At 39.2% G+C, this 23,417-nt stretch carries 18 protein-coding genes; 14 read left to right on the plus strand and 4 right to left on the minus strand.

What is annotated here, in order from left to right:
- Positions 1 to 410 precede the first annotated feature (410 nt).
- The 5 genes from panB (at position 411) to dinG (ending at position 7,800) form a co-directional block, all read left to right on the plus strand.
- Complete coding sequence (gene panB, locus HCH28_RS08755; RefSeq protein WP_221680628.1) at positions 411 to 1,247, plus strand: 3-methyl-2-oxobutanoate hydroxymethyltransferase; 837 nt, start codon at positions 411 to 413, stop codon at positions 1,245 to 1,247.
- Positions 1,247 to 2,101: a pantoate--beta-alanine ligase gene (panC, locus tag HCH28_RS08760; RefSeq protein ID WP_221680878.1), complete on the plus strand. Its 855-nt coding sequence runs from the start codon at positions 1,247 to 1,249 to the stop codon at positions 2,099 to 2,101. Before panB ends, panC begins: the two co-directional genes overlap by 1 nt.
- A gap of 1 nt (position 2,102) precedes the next feature.
- Positions 2,103 to 2,486: an aspartate 1-decarboxylase gene (panD, locus tag HCH28_RS08765; protein ID WP_009370842.1), complete on the plus strand. Its 384-nt coding sequence runs from the start codon at positions 2,103 to 2,105 to the stop codon at positions 2,484 to 2,486.
- 227 nt (positions 2,487 to 2,713) lie between these two features.
- A complete protein-coding gene (locus tag HCH28_RS08770; RefSeq protein ID WP_221680629.1) occupies positions 2,714 to 4,849 on the plus strand; it encodes a 5'-nucleotidase C-terminal domain-containing protein in 2,136 nt (711 codons plus the stop codon).
- Between the two features lie 179 nt (positions 4,850 to 5,028).
- Positions 5,029 to 7,800, plus strand: a complete 2,772-nt coding sequence (gene dinG, locus HCH28_RS08775) for an ATP-dependent DNA helicase DinG (protein WP_221680630.1) — start codon at positions 5,029 to 5,031, stop codon at positions 7,798 to 7,800.
- Positions 7,801 to 7,964: 164 nt separating this feature from the next.
- On the opposite strand, the gene HCH28_RS08780 is transcribed toward dinG, so the two are convergent.
- Positions 7,965 to 9,785 carry a sensor domain-containing diguanylate cyclase gene (locus HCH28_RS08780; protein ID WP_255600995.1) on the minus strand — a complete coding sequence of 607 codons (1,821 nt, stop codon included), beginning with the start codon at positions 9,783 to 9,785 and terminating at the stop codon, positions 7,965 to 7,967.
- A 175-nt stretch (positions 9,786 to 9,960) separates the two neighbouring features.
- On the opposite strand from HCH28_RS08780, the gene HCH28_RS08785 reads away from it, so the two are divergent.
- From HCH28_RS08785 to HCH28_RS08805, 5 genes are all read left to right on the plus strand, one after another.
- Positions 9,961 to 10,728, plus strand: a complete 768-nt coding sequence (locus tag HCH28_RS08785) for an isocitrate lyase/PEP mutase family protein (RefSeq protein ID WP_221680631.1) — start codon at positions 9,961 to 9,963, stop codon at positions 10,726 to 10,728.
- A gap of 25 nt (positions 10,729 to 10,753) precedes the next feature.
- Positions 10,754 to 11,311, plus strand: coding sequence for a bifunctional transcriptional activator/DNA repair enzyme AdaA (locus HCH28_RS08790; RefSeq protein ID WP_221680632.1), 558 nt, complete (start codon positions 10,754 to 10,756; stop codon positions 11,309 to 11,311).
- 14 nt (positions 11,312 to 11,325) lie between these two features.
- Positions 11,326 to 12,240: a DNA-3-methyladenine glycosylase family protein gene (locus tag HCH28_RS08795; RefSeq protein WP_221680633.1), complete on the plus strand. Its 915-nt coding sequence runs from the start codon at positions 11,326 to 11,328 to the stop codon at positions 12,238 to 12,240.
- Positions 12,227 to 12,712: a methylated-DNA--[protein]-cysteine S-methyltransferase gene (locus HCH28_RS08800; RefSeq protein ID WP_221680634.1), complete on the plus strand. Its 486-nt coding sequence runs from the start codon at positions 12,227 to 12,229 to the stop codon at positions 12,710 to 12,712. The genes HCH28_RS08795 and HCH28_RS08800 overlap by 14 nt, the downstream gene beginning before the upstream one ends.
- Positions 12,713 to 12,894: 182 nt before the next feature.
- Positions 12,895 to 13,212 (plus strand): DUF378 domain-containing protein, encoded by a 318-nt coding sequence (locus tag HCH28_RS08805; RefSeq protein WP_004232735.1) that lies wholly within the window; start codon positions 12,895 to 12,897, stop codon positions 13,210 to 13,212.
- Positions 13,213 to 13,304: 92 nt separating this feature from the next.
- Here the strand turns inward: HCH28_RS08805 and HCH28_RS08810 are convergent, their stop codons facing one another.
- From HCH28_RS08810 to HCH28_RS08820, 3 genes are all read right to left on the minus strand, one after another.
- Positions 13,305 to 14,825 (minus strand): CoA-acylating methylmalonate-semialdehyde dehydrogenase, encoded by a 1,521-nt coding sequence (locus tag HCH28_RS08810; protein WP_221680635.1) that lies wholly within the window; start codon positions 14,823 to 14,825, stop codon positions 13,305 to 13,307.
- A gap of 13 nt (positions 14,826 to 14,838) precedes the next feature.
- Positions 14,839 to 16,200 (minus strand): aspartate aminotransferase family protein, encoded by a 1,362-nt coding sequence (locus tag HCH28_RS08815; RefSeq protein ID WP_221680636.1) that lies wholly within the window; start codon positions 16,198 to 16,200, stop codon positions 14,839 to 14,841.
- Between the two features lie 172 nt (positions 16,201 to 16,372).
- Entirely contained in the window at positions 16,373 to 17,542 is a 1,170-nt protein-coding gene (locus HCH28_RS08820; RefSeq protein ID WP_221680637.1) for a PucR family transcriptional regulator, read from the minus strand.
- 140 nt (positions 17,543 to 17,682) lie between these two features.
- Here HCH28_RS08820 and HCH28_RS08825 point away from each other — a divergent pair, with 140 nt between their 5' ends.
- The 4 genes from HCH28_RS08825 (at position 17,683) to preA (ending at position 23,301) form a co-directional block, all read left to right on the plus strand.
- Positions 17,683 to 18,927: a Zn-dependent hydrolase gene (locus HCH28_RS08825; protein ID WP_221680638.1), complete on the plus strand. Its 1,245-nt coding sequence runs from the start codon at positions 17,683 to 17,685 to the stop codon at positions 18,925 to 18,927.
- A 44-nt stretch (positions 18,928 to 18,971) separates the two neighbouring features.
- The gene (gene hydA / locus HCH28_RS08830) at positions 18,972 to 20,375 is read left to right on the plus strand and encodes a dihydropyrimidinase (protein WP_221680639.1); all 1,404 of its coding nucleotides are present in this window, start codon (positions 18,972 to 18,974) and stop codon (positions 20,373 to 20,375) included.
- Between the two features lie 100 nt (positions 20,376 to 20,475).
- Entirely contained in the window at positions 20,476 to 21,843 is a 1,368-nt protein-coding gene (locus HCH28_RS08835) for an NAD(P)-dependent oxidoreductase (RefSeq protein ID WP_221680640.1), read from the plus strand.
- Positions 21,844 to 22,038: 195 nt separating this feature from the next.
- Positions 22,039 to 23,301: an NAD-dependent dihydropyrimidine dehydrogenase subunit PreA gene (preA, locus tag HCH28_RS08840; protein WP_221680641.1), complete on the plus strand. Its 1,263-nt coding sequence runs from the start codon at positions 22,039 to 22,041 to the stop codon at positions 23,299 to 23,301.
- The last annotated feature ends 116 nt before the right edge of the window (positions 23,302 to 23,417 follow it).

The raw sequence follows: 23,417 nt of genomic DNA on the forward strand, positions 1-23,417 counted from the left end.
TAATACCTATACTTCATTTTATATTATATGGCATATAGTATGTGGATAGTATATGACGTATAACATTGATTGTCAATTCTAAAAGAAAATTTTTTCCAATGTTGTTAGACGAAGATATTGTAAGAAAATAATATTTGAAGATTAATAGGGAAATCTGTTATAGTATGTGCGAAGGGCAGTATCCATTGTGAACGGCACCTTCAAAACGCAATAGACTATACTACCAAATATCTGCCTTGATCTTTTAGACAGGGACGGAAGAAAACGATACGTTCAAATATAGCTTTCATTTTGCAAGCTATTGCCTCTTTAAGGGGTCTTTTTATCATTGAACGACACACTACCCTTCTGTCTATTTTCGGCCAGAAGGGTTTTTCTGTTTTCTTCCTTTAAAAAAGGAGGACTACAAAATGAAAACGACAACAGATTTTTTAAAGATGAAAGCGGCAGGCGAAAAAATCGTGATGGTGACGGCCTATGATTATCCAGCTGCTAAATTCGCGGAAGAAGCTGGTGTTGAGATGATACTAGTCGGGGATTCACTTGGAATGGTCGTGCTTGGCTATGATTCTACAATGCCTGTAACTGTAACGGATATGGTTCATCATGCAAAAGCAGTAAGACGAGGGGCAAAGGATACGTTTATTGTTGTTGATATGCCCTTTGGTTCTTATCATGGCGATGTCAATGAGACACTCAAAACAGCCATTGCGATGATGCAACAAACAGGAGCAGATGCTTTAAAAGTTGAGGGGGCAGGTGAAGTTATACCTGTCATTCGTAAATTAACGTCAGCTGGTATTCCAGTAGTAGCTCACTTAGGCTTGTTGCCTCAATCAGCTGGAGTGCTTGGTGGTTATAAGGTACAAGGAAAAACAGCTGAACAGGCTGCTACACTGCTTGAAGAAGCAAAACAGTGTGAAGCGGCTGGAGCATGTGCAGTCGTGTTGGAATGTATCCCTCATCAGCTGACAGAGCTTGTTTCAGCTAGTCTTGTTATTCCAACGATTGGCATAGGCGCTGGTATTGAGGCTGATGGACAAGTGCTGGTGTATCATGACATGCTAAGCTACGGTTCGCACCATGTACCGAAATTTGTTCAACAATTTGCTGATATGGGCAAAGAAGCAAGCGCGGGGATGATGGGTTACGTAGAAGCAGTGAAAGCGGGTACTTTCCCAGCTCCAAAGCATTTCTTCACAATGAAAGAGGAAGCATTAGATCAGCTATATGGAGGCGTTAAATGATGAAAGTCATCACGACCATACAGGCATTAGCCACAGAAATTCAAGCAGCTAAGCATGCTCAAAAAACGATTGGACTTGTTCCGACAATGGGCTATTTACATGAAGGTCATTTAACATTAGCACAAACAGCTCGTGTAGAAAATGATGTCGTTGTGATGAGTATATTTGTCAACCCAACACAATTTGGGCCAAATGAGGATTTTGAAAGTTATCCTCGTGATTTGCCTAGAGATACTGCATTAGCTGAATCTGTGGGCGTTGATATTGTGTTCGCACCAAGTGTGGAGGAAATGTATCCTCAAGATGGAGGCATTCGTCTACATGCAGGCGAGCAGGCTACCATTCTTTGTGGTGCGAGTCGTCCTGGTCATTTTGATGGTGTTTTACAGGTCGTCTCTAAATTATTTCATTTAACACTGCCAACAAGAGCTTATTTCGGTCAAAAAGATGCACAGCAGGTTGCGATTATTGCGACAATGGTACGTGATTTTAATTTCCCTTTAGAAATGCGTGTTGTCCCAATTGTACGCGAGGAGGACGGTTTGGCGAAATCTTCTCGTAATGTCTATTTAAGCAAGTCAGAGCGACAAGAGGCTCCAGCGATCAATGAAGCATTACAGTTGGCTCGCGATAGCTTTTTAGTGAATGGTGATGCTGATAGCGCACTTGCTAAAGCAAAAGCTCATATTCATGCAAGAACACATGGCCGCATTGATTATATTGAATTATTAGCATATCCAGATTTAACACCAGTGACAGCTACAACTCAGCAAGTACTGTTGGCAGCAGCTGTTTATATAGGTAAGACACGTTTAATAGATAATTGTATTTTTACCGTGAAAGAGGGAATATAGTATGTTACGTATGATGATGAATAGTAAAATTCACCGTGCAACAGTGACACAGGCAGATTTAAACTATGTAGGCTCTATAACAATAGATGAAGATATTTTAGATGCAGTAGGTATGCTGGCAAACGAAAAAGTACATGTTGTGAATAACAATAATGGCGCTCGTTTTGAAACATATATTATAGCTGGTGAACGAGGATCAGGTGTCATTTGTGTTAATGGCGCAGCAGCAAGACTTGTGCAGCGTGGTGATATTGTCATCATTATTTCCTATGTGTATGTGGATAATCATGAGGCTAAAGACCATCAACCAACTGTAGCCATCATGGGAGAGGGCAATACAATTAAGGAAATGATTGCACACGAGCCAGAAGCAACTGTGATGTAATTCAGCAATAGTATAACTTAATACTAGAGAGGAGGATGGCAAAGCATAGCCAATCCTCCTTTTTTATGATTGAATTTGTTATAAAAGTAACTGGTAAAATTTTGCTTTTATTACTATTAAACTAGTTTATAAAATTATAATTTTACAAATGTTCTAGTATTTTGCGTCATATTTATGTAGAATTTAGTTGTTAGTACATCATTTTACTAGTGGAGGTATCATTTGTCATGGAAAATAAACGTAACAAATTTTTAACAGCAACTGCAGCAGCATTGGCTGTAACAGCGGTAGCGGTAGTACCAGCATCAGCAGCAAGCCCTTTTTCGGATGTAAAGGAAAGTCATGCAGATTTTGAAGGCATTTCTACACTTTATGCAGCAGGGATTATTAGTGGTTACCCAGATGGTACATTCAAACCAGATACTAATGTCACACGTGGACAAGCGGCAAAAATGATTGCAGGCGCATTAAAATTGGATACAAAAGAAGTAGAGGATCCAAAATTTACGGATATTAGTGCATCAAATCCTTATTATGGCTCGATTGCAGCTCTAGTAGGATTAAATGTCATTACAGGCTATGGAGATAATACTTTCCGTCCAAACCAAACAATTACACATGGCGATTTAGCAAAAATCTTAGCATCTATTCCAACATTACCGGAGCTAGAAAGTGCAAAAAATCATGAGGCTAGTGAAAAAGTTACACGTGGACAACTGGCGACATTCATTGCAGAGGCTCTAACAAAGTCAAACCCAGAAACACCAGAAACTCCAGAGACTCCAGAGACTCCTGAAACACCAGAAGATGCCTTCTCATTATCGATTTTACATGTGAATGATACACATGCTCGTGCAAATGAATTACCTAAATTGGCGACAGCTGTAAAAGAACAAAGAGAAGCAAAGAAAAATGTTTTAACATTACATGCTGGCGATGCATTCAATGGTACATTATATTTCAATGAATTCCATGGACAAGCAGATTTAGCGCTATTAAATGAAATTGGCTTTGACGCAATGGTATTTGGTAATCATGAATTTGATTTAGGTGCATCAGCAGAAGGCCATCAAGCATTAGCAGATTTTATTAAAGGTGCTAAATTCCCATTTGTGGATGCCAATACAGATTTCTCAGCAGATGATAAATTCACTGGTTTATTTACAGACTTAATTTCAAGTGAACCTGAAAATGGTAAGATTTACTCTGGTATTGTGAAAGAAATTGATGGAGAAAAAGTTGGTATTTTTGGTTTAACAACAGAAGAAACAAAAGCTGTAGCATCTCCAGATAAAGTAACATTCTCAAACTACATTGAAGAGGCCAAAAAAGCAGTAGCGGCTTTTGAAGGTATGGGTGTTAACAAAATTATCGCCTTAACACATATTGGATTTGAAGATAATGCCAATATTGATAATGACCAATTATTAGCAAAAAATGTAGATGGTATTGACATTATTGTAGGCGCACACGATCATACAAAACTAGACAAACCATTTATCGTAGATACAAATACAGCTGGAGAAGCTAAAGAGGCTACATTAATTGTACAAGCTAATGAGTATGTAAAGTATCTAGGTACACTAGATGTAACATTTGATGGAAATGGTGTTGTGACTGAATATGATGGAGAATTAATCGACCTTGGTAAAGTAGCGGAGGACAAAGCGGCATTAGAAAAACTTGCACCGTTTAAAGAAAAAGTAGATGCAATCATGAAACAAGAGATTGGTGTAAAACTTAATGAAGCATTAGATGGATCACGTGAATTAGTACGTACACAAGAAGCGGCATTAGGTAATATCATTACAGATGGTATGTTAGCAAAATCACAACAATATACAGATAAAAAAGTTGTGATGGCCTTTACAAATGGTGGTGGCATTCGCGAGACGATTCCAGCAGGTGAAATTACTGTAGGTCATGTTATGACAGTACTACCTTTTGGTAACACATTAGCACTTATGGATATAACGGGTGCACAATTAAAAGAAGCATTTGAACTATCTGTGGGACAAGCACCAAATCAATTTGGCGGCTTCCTACAAATCGCAGGTGCAAAATTACAATATGATTCTTCAAAAGAAGTAGGATCTCGCATTGTATCGTTTGAATATTTAGATCAAGCAACAGGTAAGTATGTAGCATTTGAAGATAATAAAACATATACAGTAGCAACAAACGCCTTTACTGCTAAGCAAGGTGGGGATGGCTATGACGTATTTAGAAAAATTTATGAAGAAGGCCGTGTAACAGATTTAGGTTTATCTGACTGGGAAAACTTCCAAGAACACTTATTATCATTAAAAGAAGTGAAAACAACAACTGAAGGCCGTATTGTTGATGTAGCAAAAAAACAATAAGCTTAATGTTTGTTTGAGTAAGTTCTCAATAAGCGATTCCACAACGCAACCTTAGGGGATTTCTCTAAGGTTGCGTTTTTGTATGGATGCGGTGATTCAACAAAGAGGAGAAAGGATGCCGCAGAGCCAATAATATGATAAAATTCAACTTATCTAATGTGAACTGTGAGTTGAGATGTATGATGGAAAGTCAAAAATATGCAATTGTAGATTTGGAGACAACTGGTCATTCACCAGCCAATGGGGACCGGATGATTCAAATTGCCATTGTTATTATGAAGGATTGGGAAATTGAGCGTACCTATACGAAGTTCATTAATCCAGGGAAAGCTATTCCAACTTTCATTCAAGATTTAACGCATATAACAAATGAGGATGTAAAGGATGCCTTCCCATTTGAAGCGCATGCGGATTACATATATGAGCTACTGGCTGACTGTGTATTTGTTGCACATAATGCAGATTTTGACTTAACCTTTTTACAAGCAGAGTTTAAACGTGCTGGACTACCGAAATGGCAAGGTAAAAAAATGGATACGGTGGAGCTAGCTAAAATTTTGTTCCCTATGTCACTTGGTTTTAAGCTAGGGGATTTAGCGGCCGATTTAAATATAGAGTTAGCAAATGCACATCGAGCGGATGACGATGCACGCGCGACAGCTGAGCTATTCAAGCATTGCTGGAAGGAGCTACTAAGTTTACCGCAGCTTACACTTGAACAGATGCATAAGCGTTCATTTCGCTTGAAATCAAATATTTCTCAGCTTTTTTTTGAGGCGTTGCAAATTAAGCGCCAGCATACGACGGGCCGCGAAAATGTACATTATTACCGTAATTTTGCCATTGGTAATGGCCGAAATAAGCATGAGCATGTGACAGAAACGATTGCCTACCCTCAATCAGTAGATGAGAAAATAACTTTAATGGCAAAGGCACTGCCAAATTTTGAGGAACGTCCTGCACAATTTGACATGATGGACACGATTTGGCGGGCATTACATGAACAACAGGAGTGCGTGATTGAAGCTTCTACAGGTATTGGTAAAACTGCTGGCTATTTACTTCCAGCCATCTTATTTGCCCGTGCTGTCAATAAAAAGATTGCCATCAGTACGTATACTTCCTATTTACAAGAACAGCTTGTAGAAGAAGAGCTACCAAAGATCGAAAAAATCCTTGGGACAAAGGTGAATTTGTGTGTGCTGAAGGGAATGCAGCATTATATTGATCTCGATCGCTTTGAGCAATGTATGGCATATGCTGATGAATCCTATGATGATACATTTACTATTTTACAAATACTTGTGTGGTTGACCAAAACAGAGACAGGTGTGTTGAGCGAGCTCAATGTTTCTGGTGGCGGACAACTGTTTTTAGAAAAAATCCGAAAAATACCGAATGACAAGCCTTCAAAGGGCTTTGATTTCTATGAGCAAGCTTTAAAGAACAGTGCAGTTGCTGACTGTATTGTAACGAATCACGCCATGGTTTTAAGTGATTTAGTGCGTCAAACACCACTCTTTACAGAAATAGATGGCTGGATTATTGACGAGGCGCATCAATTTATTCAGGCTGCTATGCAGCAGGATGAAGTAGTCTTCTCCTACACACAATGGAAGTATATTTTTGGACAAATTGGTACGATGGAGGATACGGCTTTATTTCAGCAGTTTTGCCAGGCAGCGAAGAAAAAACAGCGAGTAGCCATGCGAAATTTACAGCATCTTGATGCACAATTTATACGTTTGCAGCGGACATTTGATGATACAATCCAGAGAACAATTCAAAAATTGCAACAGCAAATGAAAGGGAAACAAGCAGGTAGCAAATGTACCTTGTTTTTAGAGGATGTTTCACTTGCGAAAGAATCGTTTGCACAAGTAAGCAAACTAACCCAGCAATGGCTGGATCTCGCTACTACCATTACACAGTCGTTCGAAAATGCGATTGAGCAGCTAGATAAAAACGATCAATATGTATTATCTGAATGGCAATATTGGATTCGCGAAGTGAAGATAAAAATTGCAGAATGGGACGATATTTTTCTGTCCCCACAGGAAGGCAATTCTATTTGGTTAGAATTTGATGTACGAAGTGTCCCAGGCAGTCTCCATGTCTTTAAGAAGCCTGTCAATGTAACGCCGATAATTGAACAAGTATTAGCACCATTACGTCAGCAAGCAAGTATTGTTTGGACATCAGGCACATTAACGGTACCAGGCAATGAGCGCTTTGTTACACGCCAGTTGGGCATTTCTGATGATGTTGAAGTCTTGAAACTACAAGCTCCGCCAGCCTATTATGCTGGAGCTAAGGCATTTATCGTCACCGATATGCCAGATATTCAGCATGTCAGCCAAGAAGAATACATTGAGGCTGTTGCCCATGCAATTACGAGGACTGTTCGAATGACAGAAGGGCGTTGCTTTGTACTCTTTACAGCACAGGATATGCTACGAAAAACAGTCGAGCTTATCCAAGATAGTGAACTATTAGATGATTACATGCTATTTGCACAAGGTGTAACAGGTGGTAGCCGTATGCGCATTCTAAAATCATTCCAAAAATTTAGTCATGCCGTTCTATTTGGTACAAACAGTTTTTGGGAGGGTGTAGATGTTCCAGGAGATGCACTGGCCTCTGTCATTGTCGTACGATTACCATTTTCTTCACCAGAAGAGCCTGTTTTTAAGGCGAGGGCAAAGCACCTAACTACTCAAGGCCGCAATTCCTTTACTGAGCTTTCCCTACCAGAAGCGATCATGAGGTTTAAGCAAGGCTTTGGTCGATTAATACGTTCTTCGCAGGATAAAGGAGCTTTTATTGTCCTAGACCGACGAATTACTAGTAAGTCATATGGGAAAGAGTTTATTAAGGCATTGCCACCTATCGATGTCAAGAAATTGCAGCTACCCGAATTGTTAAAGGAACTAAATCATTGGCAAAAATAATAGAAACCCCTTTTAGCATTGCTAGAAGGGGTTTTTTACATATTGTTGAAGCCATAAAAGAGTGGCGATGTTTATGATTCTCGTTGCTTGTTTTTATTTTGCTCATCAAAAAGATTAGCGTTTTATTATTCAAAAGTCAATGTGTAAACAAGGACAAAGAGGCGTCAAGGTAATGACGCCTCTGTTTTCGTCTCCGGTTTTGTATAATCTAGTAAAAATTCCACACGATTTCTACCATGGTGTTTGGCCTGATATAAAGCCTTGTCACATCTAGATATTAAGGAATGAATTGTATCGCCCATCACAAAGCATGTCACACCAAAGCTTCCTGTTTTGTGACCAACAATTGGAAATGAATGCTGTTCAAGCTGCTGTCTTAGATTTTCAGAGAGCTGCACAGCATCCTTTAAATGAGAATATGGACAAATGACTAAAAACTCTTCACCACCCCATCTACCAACGATGTCTCCAGCTCGTACATTATTTTTCAATAGCTCTGCTACAGTTTGTAATACAATATCGCCTACCTGATGACCATATTCATCATTGACGGCTTTGAAGTGATCGATATCTAACAGAATAATAGAAAGAGGTGTTCCATTTCTTTGAGCTTGTTCTAACTCTTTTTCTAATACATCATCTAGGCGTACACGATTTGGAATCTGTGTTAGATGATCTGTGTTAGCTAATGCTTGAAGCTTCAGCTTCGCTAATTCAAGCTCTTGGGTGCGTTCGTGTACTTTCTCTTCAAGTTGCTCATTTAACGTTTCTTGCATGATTTGATGTTCTTTCTTGATAATATTGATTTTATCTCCTAGTGCTAAAGATAAAAAGATTGATTCAAAAATAGCTCCAATAGCCGGAGCCTCCTCAAATATACGTGGATGGAACGGGATCACACTTAAAAAGGCTAGTGCTTGAACGATAATGGAGCCAAGTAAAACCGTCCAACCAATTAGATAAAATCGAGCCATTTTTTGGCCCTTTACTAATACGAAAATGCCTGACAACCATAAAAAAATAAAGACAATAACAGCAAAGCTAGTTGTAAAATTATTGGTAATAGACACATCAGGAATGATAAAGGAGGCCATTAAAGAACAGATCGTAATCCATAAAAGCAATTTCCCTATTTTATGGAATAGCGGTAGAAATTTTTTTAACTCTAAAAATTGAATGCAAAATAAAAGCATAAATACAAGCAAAAGATTTCCACTGACTGTTAAAGATTTGATAAAGAACGCTTTAGGCAACCATGATCCTAATAATTCGATGTCTAGTGAATTTAACGTAGCTTGATAGAAAATAAAGCTAAGCATATATAGAACATAGAAGAAATATGCTTTGTCTTTTAATGAAAAATATAAAAATAAATTATAAATTAAGAGGGCGGATAAAAAACCATAAAAGATACCTGTTAAAAATTTATATTCGCTGATCTTGTTGATGAAACTGATTTCACTATAAAGATAGGATGTTATACTTAATGGTAATGCCCCGTCTAACTTAAAATAAATTTCACGAATAGTAGGATCATTGATTTGAAATAAATTAGATCGTGAAGGTATCGATTGCTCCCCTAGATTGGTAATTCCTCTTTTTTGTACCTCGTAGGTCCCATCCGCTTTAATGACATACATATCAATGCTATCTAGTTTATCTGTTACCTCTAGCAAATAGGATTCATTTTTATCTATTAAAATATCATCCATGGATAAACGTAACCAAATCGTATCTCTCGTATGCCAAAAGAATGGATACGATTGATTACTAGCCACAAAAGAATGGTCATGGACACCACTCAATAAATCTTCGATAGAGGCCTTTTTGGAAGTGTCTCGAAAAATTTCATAATGCTGTCCTAACACAATAGGATCTAGCAGCTTATCTGTTGGGCTGATTGCACAAACAGAGGGGATAATGGCGAACATAACTAGGATAATAAGTGCGAATAAATTTATTTTTCTGACTATTTTATTTTTCATGTAAGGGTCATAGCTCCTATTCTTCAGTTACTAGATTATATGTAAACAATTGAATAGCCTATTACAAGATATTTGTTACAACATTATTATAGACCATAACAGCAAGATTGAGGACGAAATAAAAGGATAGTTCCTGATAATATAAGGTCTAACAAATAGCATGGAGGCTTATATTATGTCAAAAATTCAGCAATTTTATGATTTACATTTTTCACAAGAGCTATTATTTATTGGAAATGCTTGGGATGTTTTATCAGCATTCACATTAGAAAAGGCAGGTTTTCAAGCAATTGGCACAACAAGCTGGGGCATAGCAAACACACTTGGCTATGCGGACGGTGAACAAATCGATTTTCAACGACATCTAACAATTATTCAATCCATTACAGAGCAAGTCAACATACCCGTATCAGCAGATATTGAAGCGGGGTATGGCCATGATGAACAAAGTATTATCGACAATGTTTTGAGAACGGCAGATGTGGGAGTAGCAGGGATTAACATTGAAGATTCCCTTAAACATCAAACAGGCTTAAGAAGCATAATTGAACACTGTTATTTATTAACAAACATGAAGAAAGAATTAGATAATCATGGCTATAAAGATTTCTTTATTAATGCTCGAACGGATACGTATTTTCAATTGGAGCAACCATTTGAGGAAACATGCACAAGAGCAAAAGCTTATATTGAAAGTGGAGCAAGTGGTATATTTATCCCAGGCTTAACAGATGCCAATGAAATAAGCACGGTGACTTGTAATATAAATGCGCCCATTAATCTTCTTTCTTTACCTAATTTAACGAATGTCAAGCTGTTAAAAGAATTAGGGGTGAAACGTTTTAGCTTTGGTAATGCACTTTCAGATAAAATAATTGCGCATTTAACAAAGCATGCTGCAAAATTATTAAAAGACCAAGATACTTCTGTGTTATATATTTAGTCGATGGGAATGAGGTGAAATAATCATGGACGATGCAGTCAATTTATCATTTGAGGAAAAATGGGAAAAGATTATAATGTGTGATCAAACCTATGATGGGCTTTTTTATACAGCGGTTAAAACTACTAAGATTTATTGTCGTCCTTCCTGTAAATCCAGAAAACCGAAAAAGATGAATGTTGAATTTTATGAAGATATCCAAAAGGTAGAGGCGGCTGGCTATCGGGCATGTAAACGATGTCAGCCTGAAATCGAACATTCCCCTCACACGCAATTGATTAAAAATGTCACGACTTTTATGATGAACGAATATAAACAAAGAGTGACTTTACAGGATATGGCGGAGCATGTTGGCCTCAGTCCCTTTCACCTTGAACGACTATTTAAACAAGAGACTGCTGAGACACCCCGAACGTATTTAGAGAAAATCAGAATTGATAAGGCTGCCCATCTATTAAAACATACCGACTTTACAAATTTAGAGATATGTTATGAAGCTGGCTTTCAAAGTCCATCTAATTTTTATAAAGTTTTTCGACGGATGAAAAATTGTTCACCTACAGAATACCGTAACTTATCGTAACAGGGGGACATGATATGAAATGGACAAACGATGTTGGTTATTTAGTGATCGAGTTACCACAAGCATTTAATTATAGAGAGTGTTTGCAGTTCTTAAAGCGCTCACATCACGAAATTCTTCACCATATAAAGGATAATGTGCTCTACAAATTATTGAAGATTGATGAACAGTTTATTTTATGTGAAATAACTGATCAAGCCCATAAAATAATAGTAACATTTCCAATGAAACAGCCAGCTAGCCATGAACAGGCAATCATCGCAAAATATGTCGCAGAGTGGTTTGATTTAACAAAGGATTTGCAGGGGTATTACCAGATGGCTGAAAACGATCAAATCTTAAGTTCACTTGTGAAAAAATATAGCGGATTACGGTTAATCGGGATTCCTGATTTATTTGAGGCATTAGTTTGGGCAATTATTGGTCAACAAATAAATTTATCTTTTGCCTATACGTTAAAAAAGAGATTTGTCGAGCAATTTGGAGAATATATTTACTTTGAAGGGCAAAGCTATTGGCTGTTTCCAACGCCAGAGAGAATAGCTGTTATTGAGGTAGATAATTTGATCAACCTCCAATTTACACGGCGGAAATCAGAATACATTATTGATATTGCCAAAATGATCGCAAGCGGTCAATTGACAAAAGATTTGCTGTGTCAACAAGAGGACTACGAAGCCATGAAAAAAAGATTAATGGACATTCGAGGAATTGGAGCATGGACAGCAGATTATGTGCTTATGAAGTGTCTGCAACAACCGACAGCATTTCCTATAGCAGATGTTGGTCTGCATAATGCTTTAAAAACACAACTAGGCTTAGAACAAAAACCAACAATTGAAGAATTAAAGAACTATGCGGAACATTGGCAAGGCTGGCAAGCTTATGCCACCTTTTATTTATGGAGGTCACTGTATGAAACGGTATAAATTAGATTATCCATCACCAATTGGGATTATAGAAGTTGAGGGAAGTGATACAGCAATTGATGCCATTAACTTTGTAGAGCGAGAGCAAGTCGTCAATGCTCCTCAGCAAGACACACCTGAAGTTTTACTAGAATGTGTTAAGCAATTGCATGAGTATTTTCTAGGTGATCGTCAGGAGTTCTCATTTCCTTATGTTTTTCAAGGTACAGATTTTCAACAAGCTGTTTGGCATGTTTTACAGAGTGTAGGATTTGGTGAAACGGCTTCATATAAGGATATCGCCATTGCTATTAACAATGAAAAAGCTGTAAGGGCTGTTGGTAGTGCGAATGGTAAAAATAATATCAGCATTGTTGTGCCATGTCATCGAATTATCGGCTCCAATGGAACGCTAACAGGTTATGGAGGCGGGATGTGGCGCAAAGAATGGCTGCTTCAGCATGAGCAGACACATAAAAATCCATCCAAGTAACGCCATTCATCAGCGTACGTTATTTCGCCATTTGTACACAGTATAAAAAAGAGGTTATTGCAAAAAATAAGACCGTCAAAACGGCGGTTGTAATGACTAGTCTTTGTCATTTTATCGCTTCTTATGACACCTCCCTGCTAAGAAATATAGCTTGGAGTATTGAAAATAAAGGAGGTGTACACATGAGCGTGCTTTATAGAATCGCCTTAGTACTAGTTATTATAGGTGCAATCAACTGGGGACTCATTGGATTCTTTAGATTTGATTTAGTGGCTTATTTATTTGGTGGACAAACGGCGGTCTTATCTCGTTGGATTTATGCACTCGTTGGTCTTGCTGGGCTAGTTTCGATTCCAATTCTTGTAAAGCGATTTGAAGACGAGGATGATGTGGATACATTCACTCGTATGGATAGAAATCCTAGCTATGGCATGGAGGCTGGGGAAGAAACAGATTTCTCAGAAGTAAGAAAAACGGAAGAGAAAAAAGAGAACAAGTAGTTAAACTGTAAAAACTGATGACCATGTTGGTATGTCAGTTTTTTCAAAATATTCGCGTAGTTATTGACTACGCGAATATTTATTTTTTAGGATTAGTCCTGATTACTTGGAAATGCAAAGGAAGAGGTAACGTCATTCCCTTGTTCTATCCATTTTTCTGAAATGGTTTTCGCTTTTGTGAAGAAACGTACTTGGTCAGGTCCAAACATATACCCCTCACCAAATCTTGAACGTTTCCAGCCACCAAAGTTATGATAACCTACTGGAATAGGAATCGGTACATTGACACCTACCATACCTACTTCAATTTCAGTGGTAAACTTTCGAGCTGCTGCACCATTGTTTGTAAAGATGGTTACACCATTTCCTAATTCATGGGCATTAATAAGGGCTATAGCTTCCTCTAATGTTGCCACGCGGACGACATTCCGTGCAGGTCCAAAAACCTCTTGTTCATAAATTTCCATCCCAGGCTTTACATGATCGAGTAATGTAGGTCCAAGATAGAAACCGTTCGATTGTTTGGCAATTTCCGGATTTCGCCCATCGCAGACCAGTGTTGCGCCTTCTTCTAGGCTACGATCGATATAGCCAATGATGGCATCCTTAGATTGCTGAGTAATGACTGGTCCAAAATCAACTTCGGCATCTGTATAGGGACCCACTTTTAATTTGGCAATTTTATCGGCAAGAATACCCACTAATTTATTGGCTGTATCCTCACCAACAGGAATAATGGTAGACAGTGCCATACAACGCTGGGAGGCAGCTCCATAGGCAGCCCCTAAAAAGGCATTTGCTACATGCTCTAAGTCAGCATCTGGCATAACCACCATATTATTTTTACCTCCCCCTAGTGCTGTGACACGCTTCCCATGTTTAGAGGCTGTAGCATAAATGGCTTCTGCAACTGGCGTAGAGCCTACAAAGGAAATCGCTTCAATGGCTGGATGGCATAACAGCTCATTCACAGCATCTTTGTCCCCATTAATAACAGTCCAAACCCCATCTGGTAAGCCTGCCTCTTTCCACAGCTCTGATAAAAATAATGCGGAGCAAGGAACCCGCTCTGACGGCTTCAGAATCACACAGTTTCCTACAGCCACCGCCATGCTTGTAATTGCTAGCGGTACCATGACAGGGAAATTAAATGGTGAAATAGCCGCTACAATGCCTAATGGTTCTTTCAGAGAATAGGCATTGATATGACCACCAACATTCACCGAATACTCTCCTTTAAGTAAATGTGGAGCATTGATAGCTAAATCAACAGATTCTAACCCGCGAGTAATTTCGCCCTTGGCATCCTCAATCGTTTTGCCACTCTCTGTACAAATCATATCAATTAGTTCATCGATATTTTCTGTTATGAGTTGGCGGAATTTAAGGATAATTTCAGCTCGTTTACCAACTGATAAGGCACGCCAAGCAGGAAAAGCCGCTTGGGCAGCAGCAATCGCCTCCTGTACCTCTTGTTTTGTTGCCAAAGGTACGCGAGCAATGACAGTACCAGTGCTTGGGTTGAATACATCTGAAAACTGGCCGCTTTTCCCTAGAACTGTTTGTCCATTGATAAAATGACCTAAATCCTGTATGTCTGTATTCGTTACCATCTAGTTATTCCTCCTACAGTTTAATAGAATGTAAGGCTTGTACAAATTTTTCAACAATGAAATTCTTCTCATCTGAGGAAATATTCAGAGGAGGAGATAAGGTTAACACATTATTGAAACCTGCCACGGTTACCCCGTTTTTCCCAATGATTAACCCTTGTTCCTTGCATTGTGTGATTACTTTGTTCACAAGCGTAATGTCGAGCGGTATTTTGCTGTCTTTATCTTGTACTAGCTCTACGCCAATTAATAAGCCTTTCCCACGAACATCCCCAACATTCGGGTGCTCCTTTAATTGCTCCTGTAATGTAGTGAGTAATGTAGCACCTAGAGCAGCCGAGTGGGCAAATAAATTTTCCTTTTCCATTATTTCAATATTTTTTAATGCGACGGCACATGCTGCTGGTGATCCACCGAATGTGTTGACATGACGGAAAAAGTCATATTCCTCAGTTCCAGCAAACGCCTCATAAATTTCACGACGAACAGCTGTAGCAGACAGTGGCATATAAGCGCTTGTTAAGCCTTTCGCCATAGTCACAATATCAGGCTGGATGCCGTAGTTTTGGAATCCAAAAGCTTTGCCTGTACGACCAAAACCACAAATGACTTCATCGACAATGAGTAGTGCGCCATGCTTCTCACAAACAGCTTTAACTCCTTGTAAGTAACGGTCGTGGGGCATAATTACCCCACCGCCAGTAATAATAGGCTCCATAATGACTGCTGCTATGGAATCTGACATTTCCCAAGTCATAACATGATCGATTGCTTGGACGGATGGTAATGCACAAGGGTCCTTACTTTGAATATGGTCCTCATTGGCACGATAAGTGTCAGGTGGTGTGACATGTAAAAAACCTGGTGCCAGTGGCTCATATTTATATTTTCGTTGAGCTTGTCCAGTTGCTGCAAGAGCACCCATCGAGCTACCATGATAGGCACGGTAACGAGAAATAATTTTCGTTCGATTGACGTGACCTTTTTGTTGATGATATTGTCTAGCTATTTTGAAGGCTGCCTCATTTGCCTCAGAGCCACTATTAGAGAAAAAGATGACATAATCATCCCCTAAAAGCTCATTAATTTTTTCACTTAATTGAATAGCAGGGATGTGCCCAATAGATAATGGGGTATACGTATTTTCTAGCAGTTGCTCATAGGCAACTTTGGCAATCTCCTCACGTCCATAACCAACGTTCACACACCATAAACCTGCCATTGCATCTAAATAGCGCTTACCTTCAATGTCAGTAATCCATGCTCCTTTAGAGGATTGGACGATCATTGTTGCATTTGGATTGTAGGGCTTCATAGAATGCCATACAAATTGTTCATCTTTTACTTGCCAATTGGGACTTGTTACATTTGTCACGAAGCTTCACTCCTTCTAAACAGGTAGTTGATTAGCATGCATATGTTTTCCTCAGATGTGGACAACAAAAATGCACAGTCGCCCCCATTTGTACTTTATATGTATGCTTCCAGAATTTTAGAAGGAGTATTTAACGAGAAAGATAATTCAGTTAATTTAAAATTGTGACAGGCTATTGATGCATTAAGACATCCTCAATTAAAAAGGCAATATACAAATTAGTCTTCGTAAAGGGATTGCCTAAGTCCATATCTAATAGCATTTCAATTTTCTTAATTTTATAGAGGACCGTGTTTCGATGTATAAATTGACGTTCACTAATCCTGCTTGTACTGCCATTTTCCTCAACGAAAATCCGTAAAAAAGGTACATAGTCTGTCCCATGTAATTCATCGTAGCGATAAAGCTGTCCTAAAATATCCTGACTGAACGATTTCATTAGGGGCTGATTTTTCACAGCCATCAATATTTTATAGGCACCGATTTCTTTATACTTATACAAATAACGGTTGTTATGAAGCTGTGCTAAATGGATGACGGTTAAGGACTCATCATAGCTTTGGCGAACATTTTCTAGCTCTTTATGAAAGTTACCTTTGCCGATAATAATATCCAAGTAACCATTTTTTAGTGTGATTTTTTCATAGATTTCTTCCACAACTTTTGAGAAGGGGATATTAGGTGTATTGATTTGTGCTTTATCAATTAAAAAGATGAGGTGATTTTTATGCTTTAATTTTAAGAAGCGTTGATAGCGATTTTGAAAAGCGAATTGGATCATGACCTCATAACGGTCAATAGCTGTTTGAGAGCCGATGGTTGTACAAGTTATGATCGCTAATTCTCTTCCTTGAGGAAATCCTAGCTGTGCTAGTTGATCTTTCATTGTGTTAGTGTTTTGTTTGTAATGAAATAGTAGATTGAAAAGAACCTTTTCTTCGATAGAAAGCTCTTGATGGTGATTGGCAATAAATTGAAAGGTAGTTTTTAATAGATCAGCAATGCGATAATTCCATGGCATTTGAAAAATAGGGAAATCATGTTGATTGGCAAAAGAGATGACGGCTTCTGGAATGCTAGGAATGAATGGTCCTGTATTAATGATAAAGCCAGCTACTTTTTTCGTGTATGCCTGTTTGACAAGATGTTCCAAGGAGTCTTGCTGCGCATCTAAATGAATGCCTGTTGTGACAACCAATTCATTGGGTCTACAAAACATGATTAAATCACTGCTTTCCACAACATTAATACCAGTAACTCTGCGATACGTACCACTATGTCCAGCGACTAATGTGAGCATTGGGAAATGAACTCCCTCTACAATTTTACGAATCGTCCCCATACGTTCCCCCCTTAATTATGAACATAACTTACCATATATGATGTGCAGTTGCACATATTTTTTTAGTTTACTATCCATATCTCACAAATTTTATCTATTTTAGAATGTTTATTAACTACTGTGAAAGAGAGGACTTGCATATGTATAAATGTAATAGTAGACGATTGCAAGAGTTAATTGAACAATTTAGTCAATTTGGGGCCACCGAAAATGGTGGCGTCACACGTTTGTCTCTTTCGAATGAGGATGTATTAGCAAGAAACTATTTTTGTGAGTGTTGCAAAACGTTAGGAATGGATATTCAGGTGGACGATATGGGCAACATTTACGCCACTCTTCCTGGTAAAAAGAATGTGCCACCCATTGTCATGGGTTCCCATCTAGATTCAGTAGAAAAAGGTGGAAAATTTGATGGTGTGTTAGGTGTACTAACAGCGATCGAGGCCATTCGAACAATAAAGGAAAATGATATCGAAGTGGACATTCCTCTTACGATTGTCAATTTCACGAATGAAGAAGGGGCACGTTTTGATCCAGCCATGATGAGTTCAGGCGTCATCACCTCGAAATTTGACAAAGAAAAAATGCTCCAATCTACGGATAAAAACGGCATTCGTTTTCAACAAGCTTTACAAGCAAGTGGCTATGAGGGAGAGCAAGCCAATCGTCTGAAGGAAGCACTTGCGTATATCGAATTGCATATTGAACAAGGGCCAGTATTAGAAGCAAAACAGCAGGAAATTGGTGTGGTTGAGGGTGTGCTAGGTATGGTCTGCTATGAAATTACAATTAGAGGGCAATCAAACCATGCAGGTACAACCCCAATGTCAATGCGTAAAGACCCAATGATTGTGGCATCAACCATCATTAAAGAGCTATATGAACAATTAGGAAAAATTGACGAACAACTTGTTTTTACTTTTGGTCGTATGAATGTTTCCCCAAATATTCATACCGTCATCCCAAATAAGGTGACATTTACAATTGATTCACGTCATCAAAAACCAATGGTCATGCAACAGGTTGAGGATATTCTCAACGCGCTTCCTGAGACAGCAGGCGGATGCCATATTCAGCCTGTCAAATTATGGGGCAGAGATACCGTGTATTTTGATAGTGCGATTTGCAATGAAGTAGAAAGAGCTTGTCAAAGCTTTGGCTATTCATCTCATCGTATGTTTAGTGGCGCTGGACATGATGCACAGTATATGGCAAGTATGGTTCCTTCCGCGATGATTTTTGTTCCAAGTATTCAAGGGAAGAGTCATTGTGAAGAAGAGGAAACAGCCTTTGAAGATTGTGCAAAGGGCGCAGATATTTTATTGGAAACGGTGTTAACGCTACAAACGAAGTTTAGTATGGGCGAAACATATACACTGCATTAACTATCAAGCATTCTCTAATTTTGTGATGAAGGGTGAGAGGCATAGTGAAAAAAATCATTAAAGGTGGACGAGTAGCAACAGCTGCTGATGTATTTGAGGCAGATATTTTAATTGAGAACGGTAAAATTGTTCAGATTGGACAAAATTTAATCGAAGCTGGTGCTGAAATTATTGATGCTACAGGCAAGTACGTATTGCCTGGTGGCATTGATCCCCATACGCATTTAGACATGCCATTCAATAATACGGTGACGGATGATGATTGGAAATCAGGCACCATTGCAGCGGCTTTTGGTGGGACAACTACTATTTTAGATTTCTGTTTAACAGCAGGAGAAGAAAAATTATCGACAGCCGTAGAGAAATGGCACGACAAGGCAAAAGGAAAGTCTGCTATTGACTATGGCTTCCACTTGATGATTGGTGATCTAACACCTGAAACCGAAGCTGAATTACCACAATTATTGGAGCAAGAGGGCATTACTTCTGTCAAGGTCTTCATGGCTTATGCAAAAGAATTCCAAGCAACAGATCGTACACTATTTAAAGCCTTTAAAATCGCTAAGGATCTTGGTGCGATAGTGATGGTTCATTGTGAAAATGGCTCTGTTATAGATGAGTTAGTAGAGGAGGCAAGACGTGCTGGACATAAGGAACCGATCTATCATGCACTAACTCGTCCAGCGGAATTGGAGGGAGAGGCAACAAAACGTGCTATCGAATTAGCGCATATAGCTGGTGCGAAGCTCTATGTGGTGCATGTGACATGTAAAGAAGCTGTAGATGAAATTATTGCTGCTCGTGAAAAGGGCTATGATGTTTATGGTGAAACTTGTCCACCGTATTTAACGCTTGATCAATCCGCATTAGCGCAACCAGGCTTTGAAGGAGCCAAATATGTTTGGTCACCGCCACTTCGTCCTAAATATCATCAAGAACATTTATGGAATGCCTTAAAGGCAAAACAGCTACAGACGATTGGCTCAGACCAATGCTCCTTTAGCTTTAAAGGTAAAAAGCAGTTAGGCTTAAATGATTTCTCGAAAATTCCAAATGGCGGACCATTCATTGAAGACCGCTTCAGTATTTTATACTCAGAGGGCGTGGCAAAAGGCAGAATTTCCATCAATGAATTTGTAGATATGATCTCTACTAGTGCCGCAAAAATATTTGGCTTATTCCCGCAAAAAGGAACGATTGCAATTGGTTCAGATGCGGATATCGTCATTTTTGACCCAGAGGCACAGCGCCAAATTTCAGCTAAAACACATCATATGAATGTGGACTATAACCCATATGAAGGCTGGGAGGTAACAGGTGAGCCTGTTAGTGTACTCGTACGTGGGGAATATGTCATTAAAAATAAAGAATTTGTAGGTGTACTTGGCAGTGGACGATACATTAAACGTCCATTAAAAACAGTAGCTGCGGAAGCACTAAACATTTAGCTTCCTGCAGGATAGGACCGATTGTTTTGACTGGAGAGCAAAGCAATCGGTCTACGTAATTAGGGTACGGAAAAAATGAACACATGAGGGGGATGTGGAAATGGTTCCGATTCAAGAAAATGCAATGACCGTTCAGCTTAGACGTAATTTTGTAGAATTAAAAGGTAAGATGACAAAGAATGAGGCTATTGAGGAAGCCAATCGTTGTCTGTATTGCTATGACGCACCATGTATTAAAGCATGTCCAACAAGTATTCAAATACCCAATTTTATAAAAAAAATTGCATCTGGTAATATGAAGGGTTCTGCTACGACTATATTAGAAGCAAACCCAATTGGTGCAAGCTGTGCAAGAGTTTGTCCAACGGAAGAACTGTGTGAAGGGGCGTGTGTCTTAAATTCTTCAACAAAGCCAATTAAAATTGGTGAGTTACAACGTTATGCAACGGATTGGGCAATGGAAACCAATGCTCAGCTATTTAAGGCAGGTCCACATAATGGACAGAAAATAGCCATTGTAGGGGCAGGTCCTGCTGGTTTGTCTGCAGCTCGTGAGCTCAGTCGCTTAGGCTATCAAGTAACTATTTATGAAGCTGAAGCGAAGGCTGGGGGCTTAGGAAGCTATGGAATTGTAGCATTCCGATTACCAAATGATGTCGTAGATTGGGAAGTAGAGCAGATTGAACAGCTTGGTGTGGACATTCAAACGAATACAGCTGTAGGTGTGGATATTTCTGCAGATGAAATTTTGGCGCACTATGACAGTGTGATTTTAGCTGTTGGTATGGGTGCTGTCCCAAACTTGGGCATTGATGGAGAAGATTTAGAAGGGGTACATGATGCAATTGAGTTTATTCGAAAAACAAAAATGGGACCGCTTACAAATGATATTGTAGGGAAACGAGTAGCCGTAATCGGTGCTGGAAACACGGCGATAGATGGTGCTACAAGTGCGGTACGTTTAGGTGCAGACAATGTACAAATTCTCTATCGCAGAACAGAAAAAGAAATGACAGCATACAAATTTGAATATGAATTTGCCAAGCAGGATGGTGTGGAATTTAAATGGCTAACTGCACCTAAAAAAATTATTGGCAACGAAGCAGGAAAGGTGACAGGCATTGAATGTGTGAAAATGAAGCTCGGTGAGGCAGGTCCTGATGGTCGACAACGCCCTGAAGAAGTAAAGGGCTCCAATTTTATCATTGAAGTGGATGCTGTTATTAAAGCCATCGGGCAAACTCGTTTTGTATCGTTAATTGAAGCCTTTGGTTTAGCTCATACAAATGGTGTCGTAGACATTGATGAGACAACAATGCAAACGTCCAATGACAAAGTATTTGCATGTGGAGATGTTGTCTTTGGTAATGGACAGGGTGAAGCGATGGTAGTGACCGCTGTACAGCAAGGAAAAGATGCAGCATATAAGATTCATGAACGTTTAAGAAAACCAAGTGAGATTGCATAAAGTGAACCTTCAATCAGTGGAGGCTCTTCCTTCACTGATTGTTAGATTCACCAATCGGGTTTTTACAGGCTGTTAACCCTCTTCAGAATGATTATACAGTATCCTATGTTCTGAAATGGTGGTCATACAGCCTGTATCTGGCACTATGCTTTCAGTTGACAAAAGATTGTTAGTACGGTTAGAGGGGGAACTTATATGGCAGACTTACGCATTAATTTAGCGGGCATCAAATCGCCGAATCCATTTTGGCTAGCATCTGCTCCACCAACGAATTCAGGCTATCAAGTACAACGTGCATTTGAAGCGGGCTGGGGTGGCGCAGTTTGGAAAACGTTAGGAGAACCTATTTTAAATGTGTCTTCCCGTTTTGCAGCAGTTAGCTATAATGGCCAACGTGTAGCAGGCTTTAACAATATTGAATTAATTACGGATCGACCATTAGAAGTGAATTTACAAGAAATCTATGAAACGAAAAAGAAGTTTCCTAACCACGCAATTATTGCCTCGTTAATGGTGGAACCAAAGCAAGAAAAATGGCATGAAATTGTGAAACGAGTAGAAGATGTGGGGGTTGATGGTCTTGAGCTTAACTTTGGTTGTCCACATGGGATGGCAGAACGAGGCATGGGTTCTGCCTCTGGTCAAGTCCCTGAATTGGTGGAAAAACAAACGTACTGGGTAAAGGAAGCGGCGCGTACACCTGTCATTGTTAAACTAACGCCCAACATTACGGATATTACCGTGACGGCGGAAGCGGCAACACGAGGTGGAGCAGATGCTGTGAGTATGATTAATACGATTAACAGTTTAGCCGGTGTTGATTTAGATTCTTGGAATACCGTACCACATGTGGCTGGAAAAGGAGCTCATGGGGGCTATTGTGGTCCAGCAGTTAAACCAATTGCACTAAACATGGTTGCAGAATGTGCTCGTAATCCATTAGTCAATGTACCGATATCAGGTATTGGTGGCATCTCGAATTGGCAGGATGCAGCAGAATTTATTTTAATGGGTGCGACAGGCGTGCAGGTATGTACAGCAGCGATGCACCATGGCTTTAGTATTGTAGAGGATATGATTGATGGTCTAAATAATTATTTAGATGATAAAGGTCTAGCTTCCGTCATGGAATTAGTTGGTCGCTCTGTGCAAAGGTATTCAAACTGGGGTGATTTAGATTTAAATTATAAAATTGTCGCAGAAATTAATAATGATGTTTGTATTAATTGCAATAAGTGTCATATTGCTTGCGAAGATACATCCCATCAATGTATTGACCTTTATACGGAGGATGGTCGCCCAATGCTAAAGGTTCGTGAGGAAGACTGCGTAGGCTGTAATTTATGCTCAATTGTTTGTCCTGTCGATGGTGCCATTTCAATGGTTGAACGTCCATCCACAATTCCGCCAATGACATGGAATGAACGCCAATCACTTCTTAGCAGTCTATCAAAATAAAGGACCGTTGTTCAATTTTGAAGAAAGATTAAAATCGAAATTCCACCTTCCTTCAGCATTTTGGGTGAAGGAAGGCACTTCAAGTAGGTTGTCACGGAAATTAGGAAAAAAGGAGA

It is taken from the genome of Lysinibacillus sp. K60 (assembly GCF_019731275.1).
In the GTDB taxonomy this organism is placed as follows: Bacteria; Bacillota; Bacilli; order Bacillales_A; family Planococcaceae; genus Lysinibacillus; species Lysinibacillus capsici.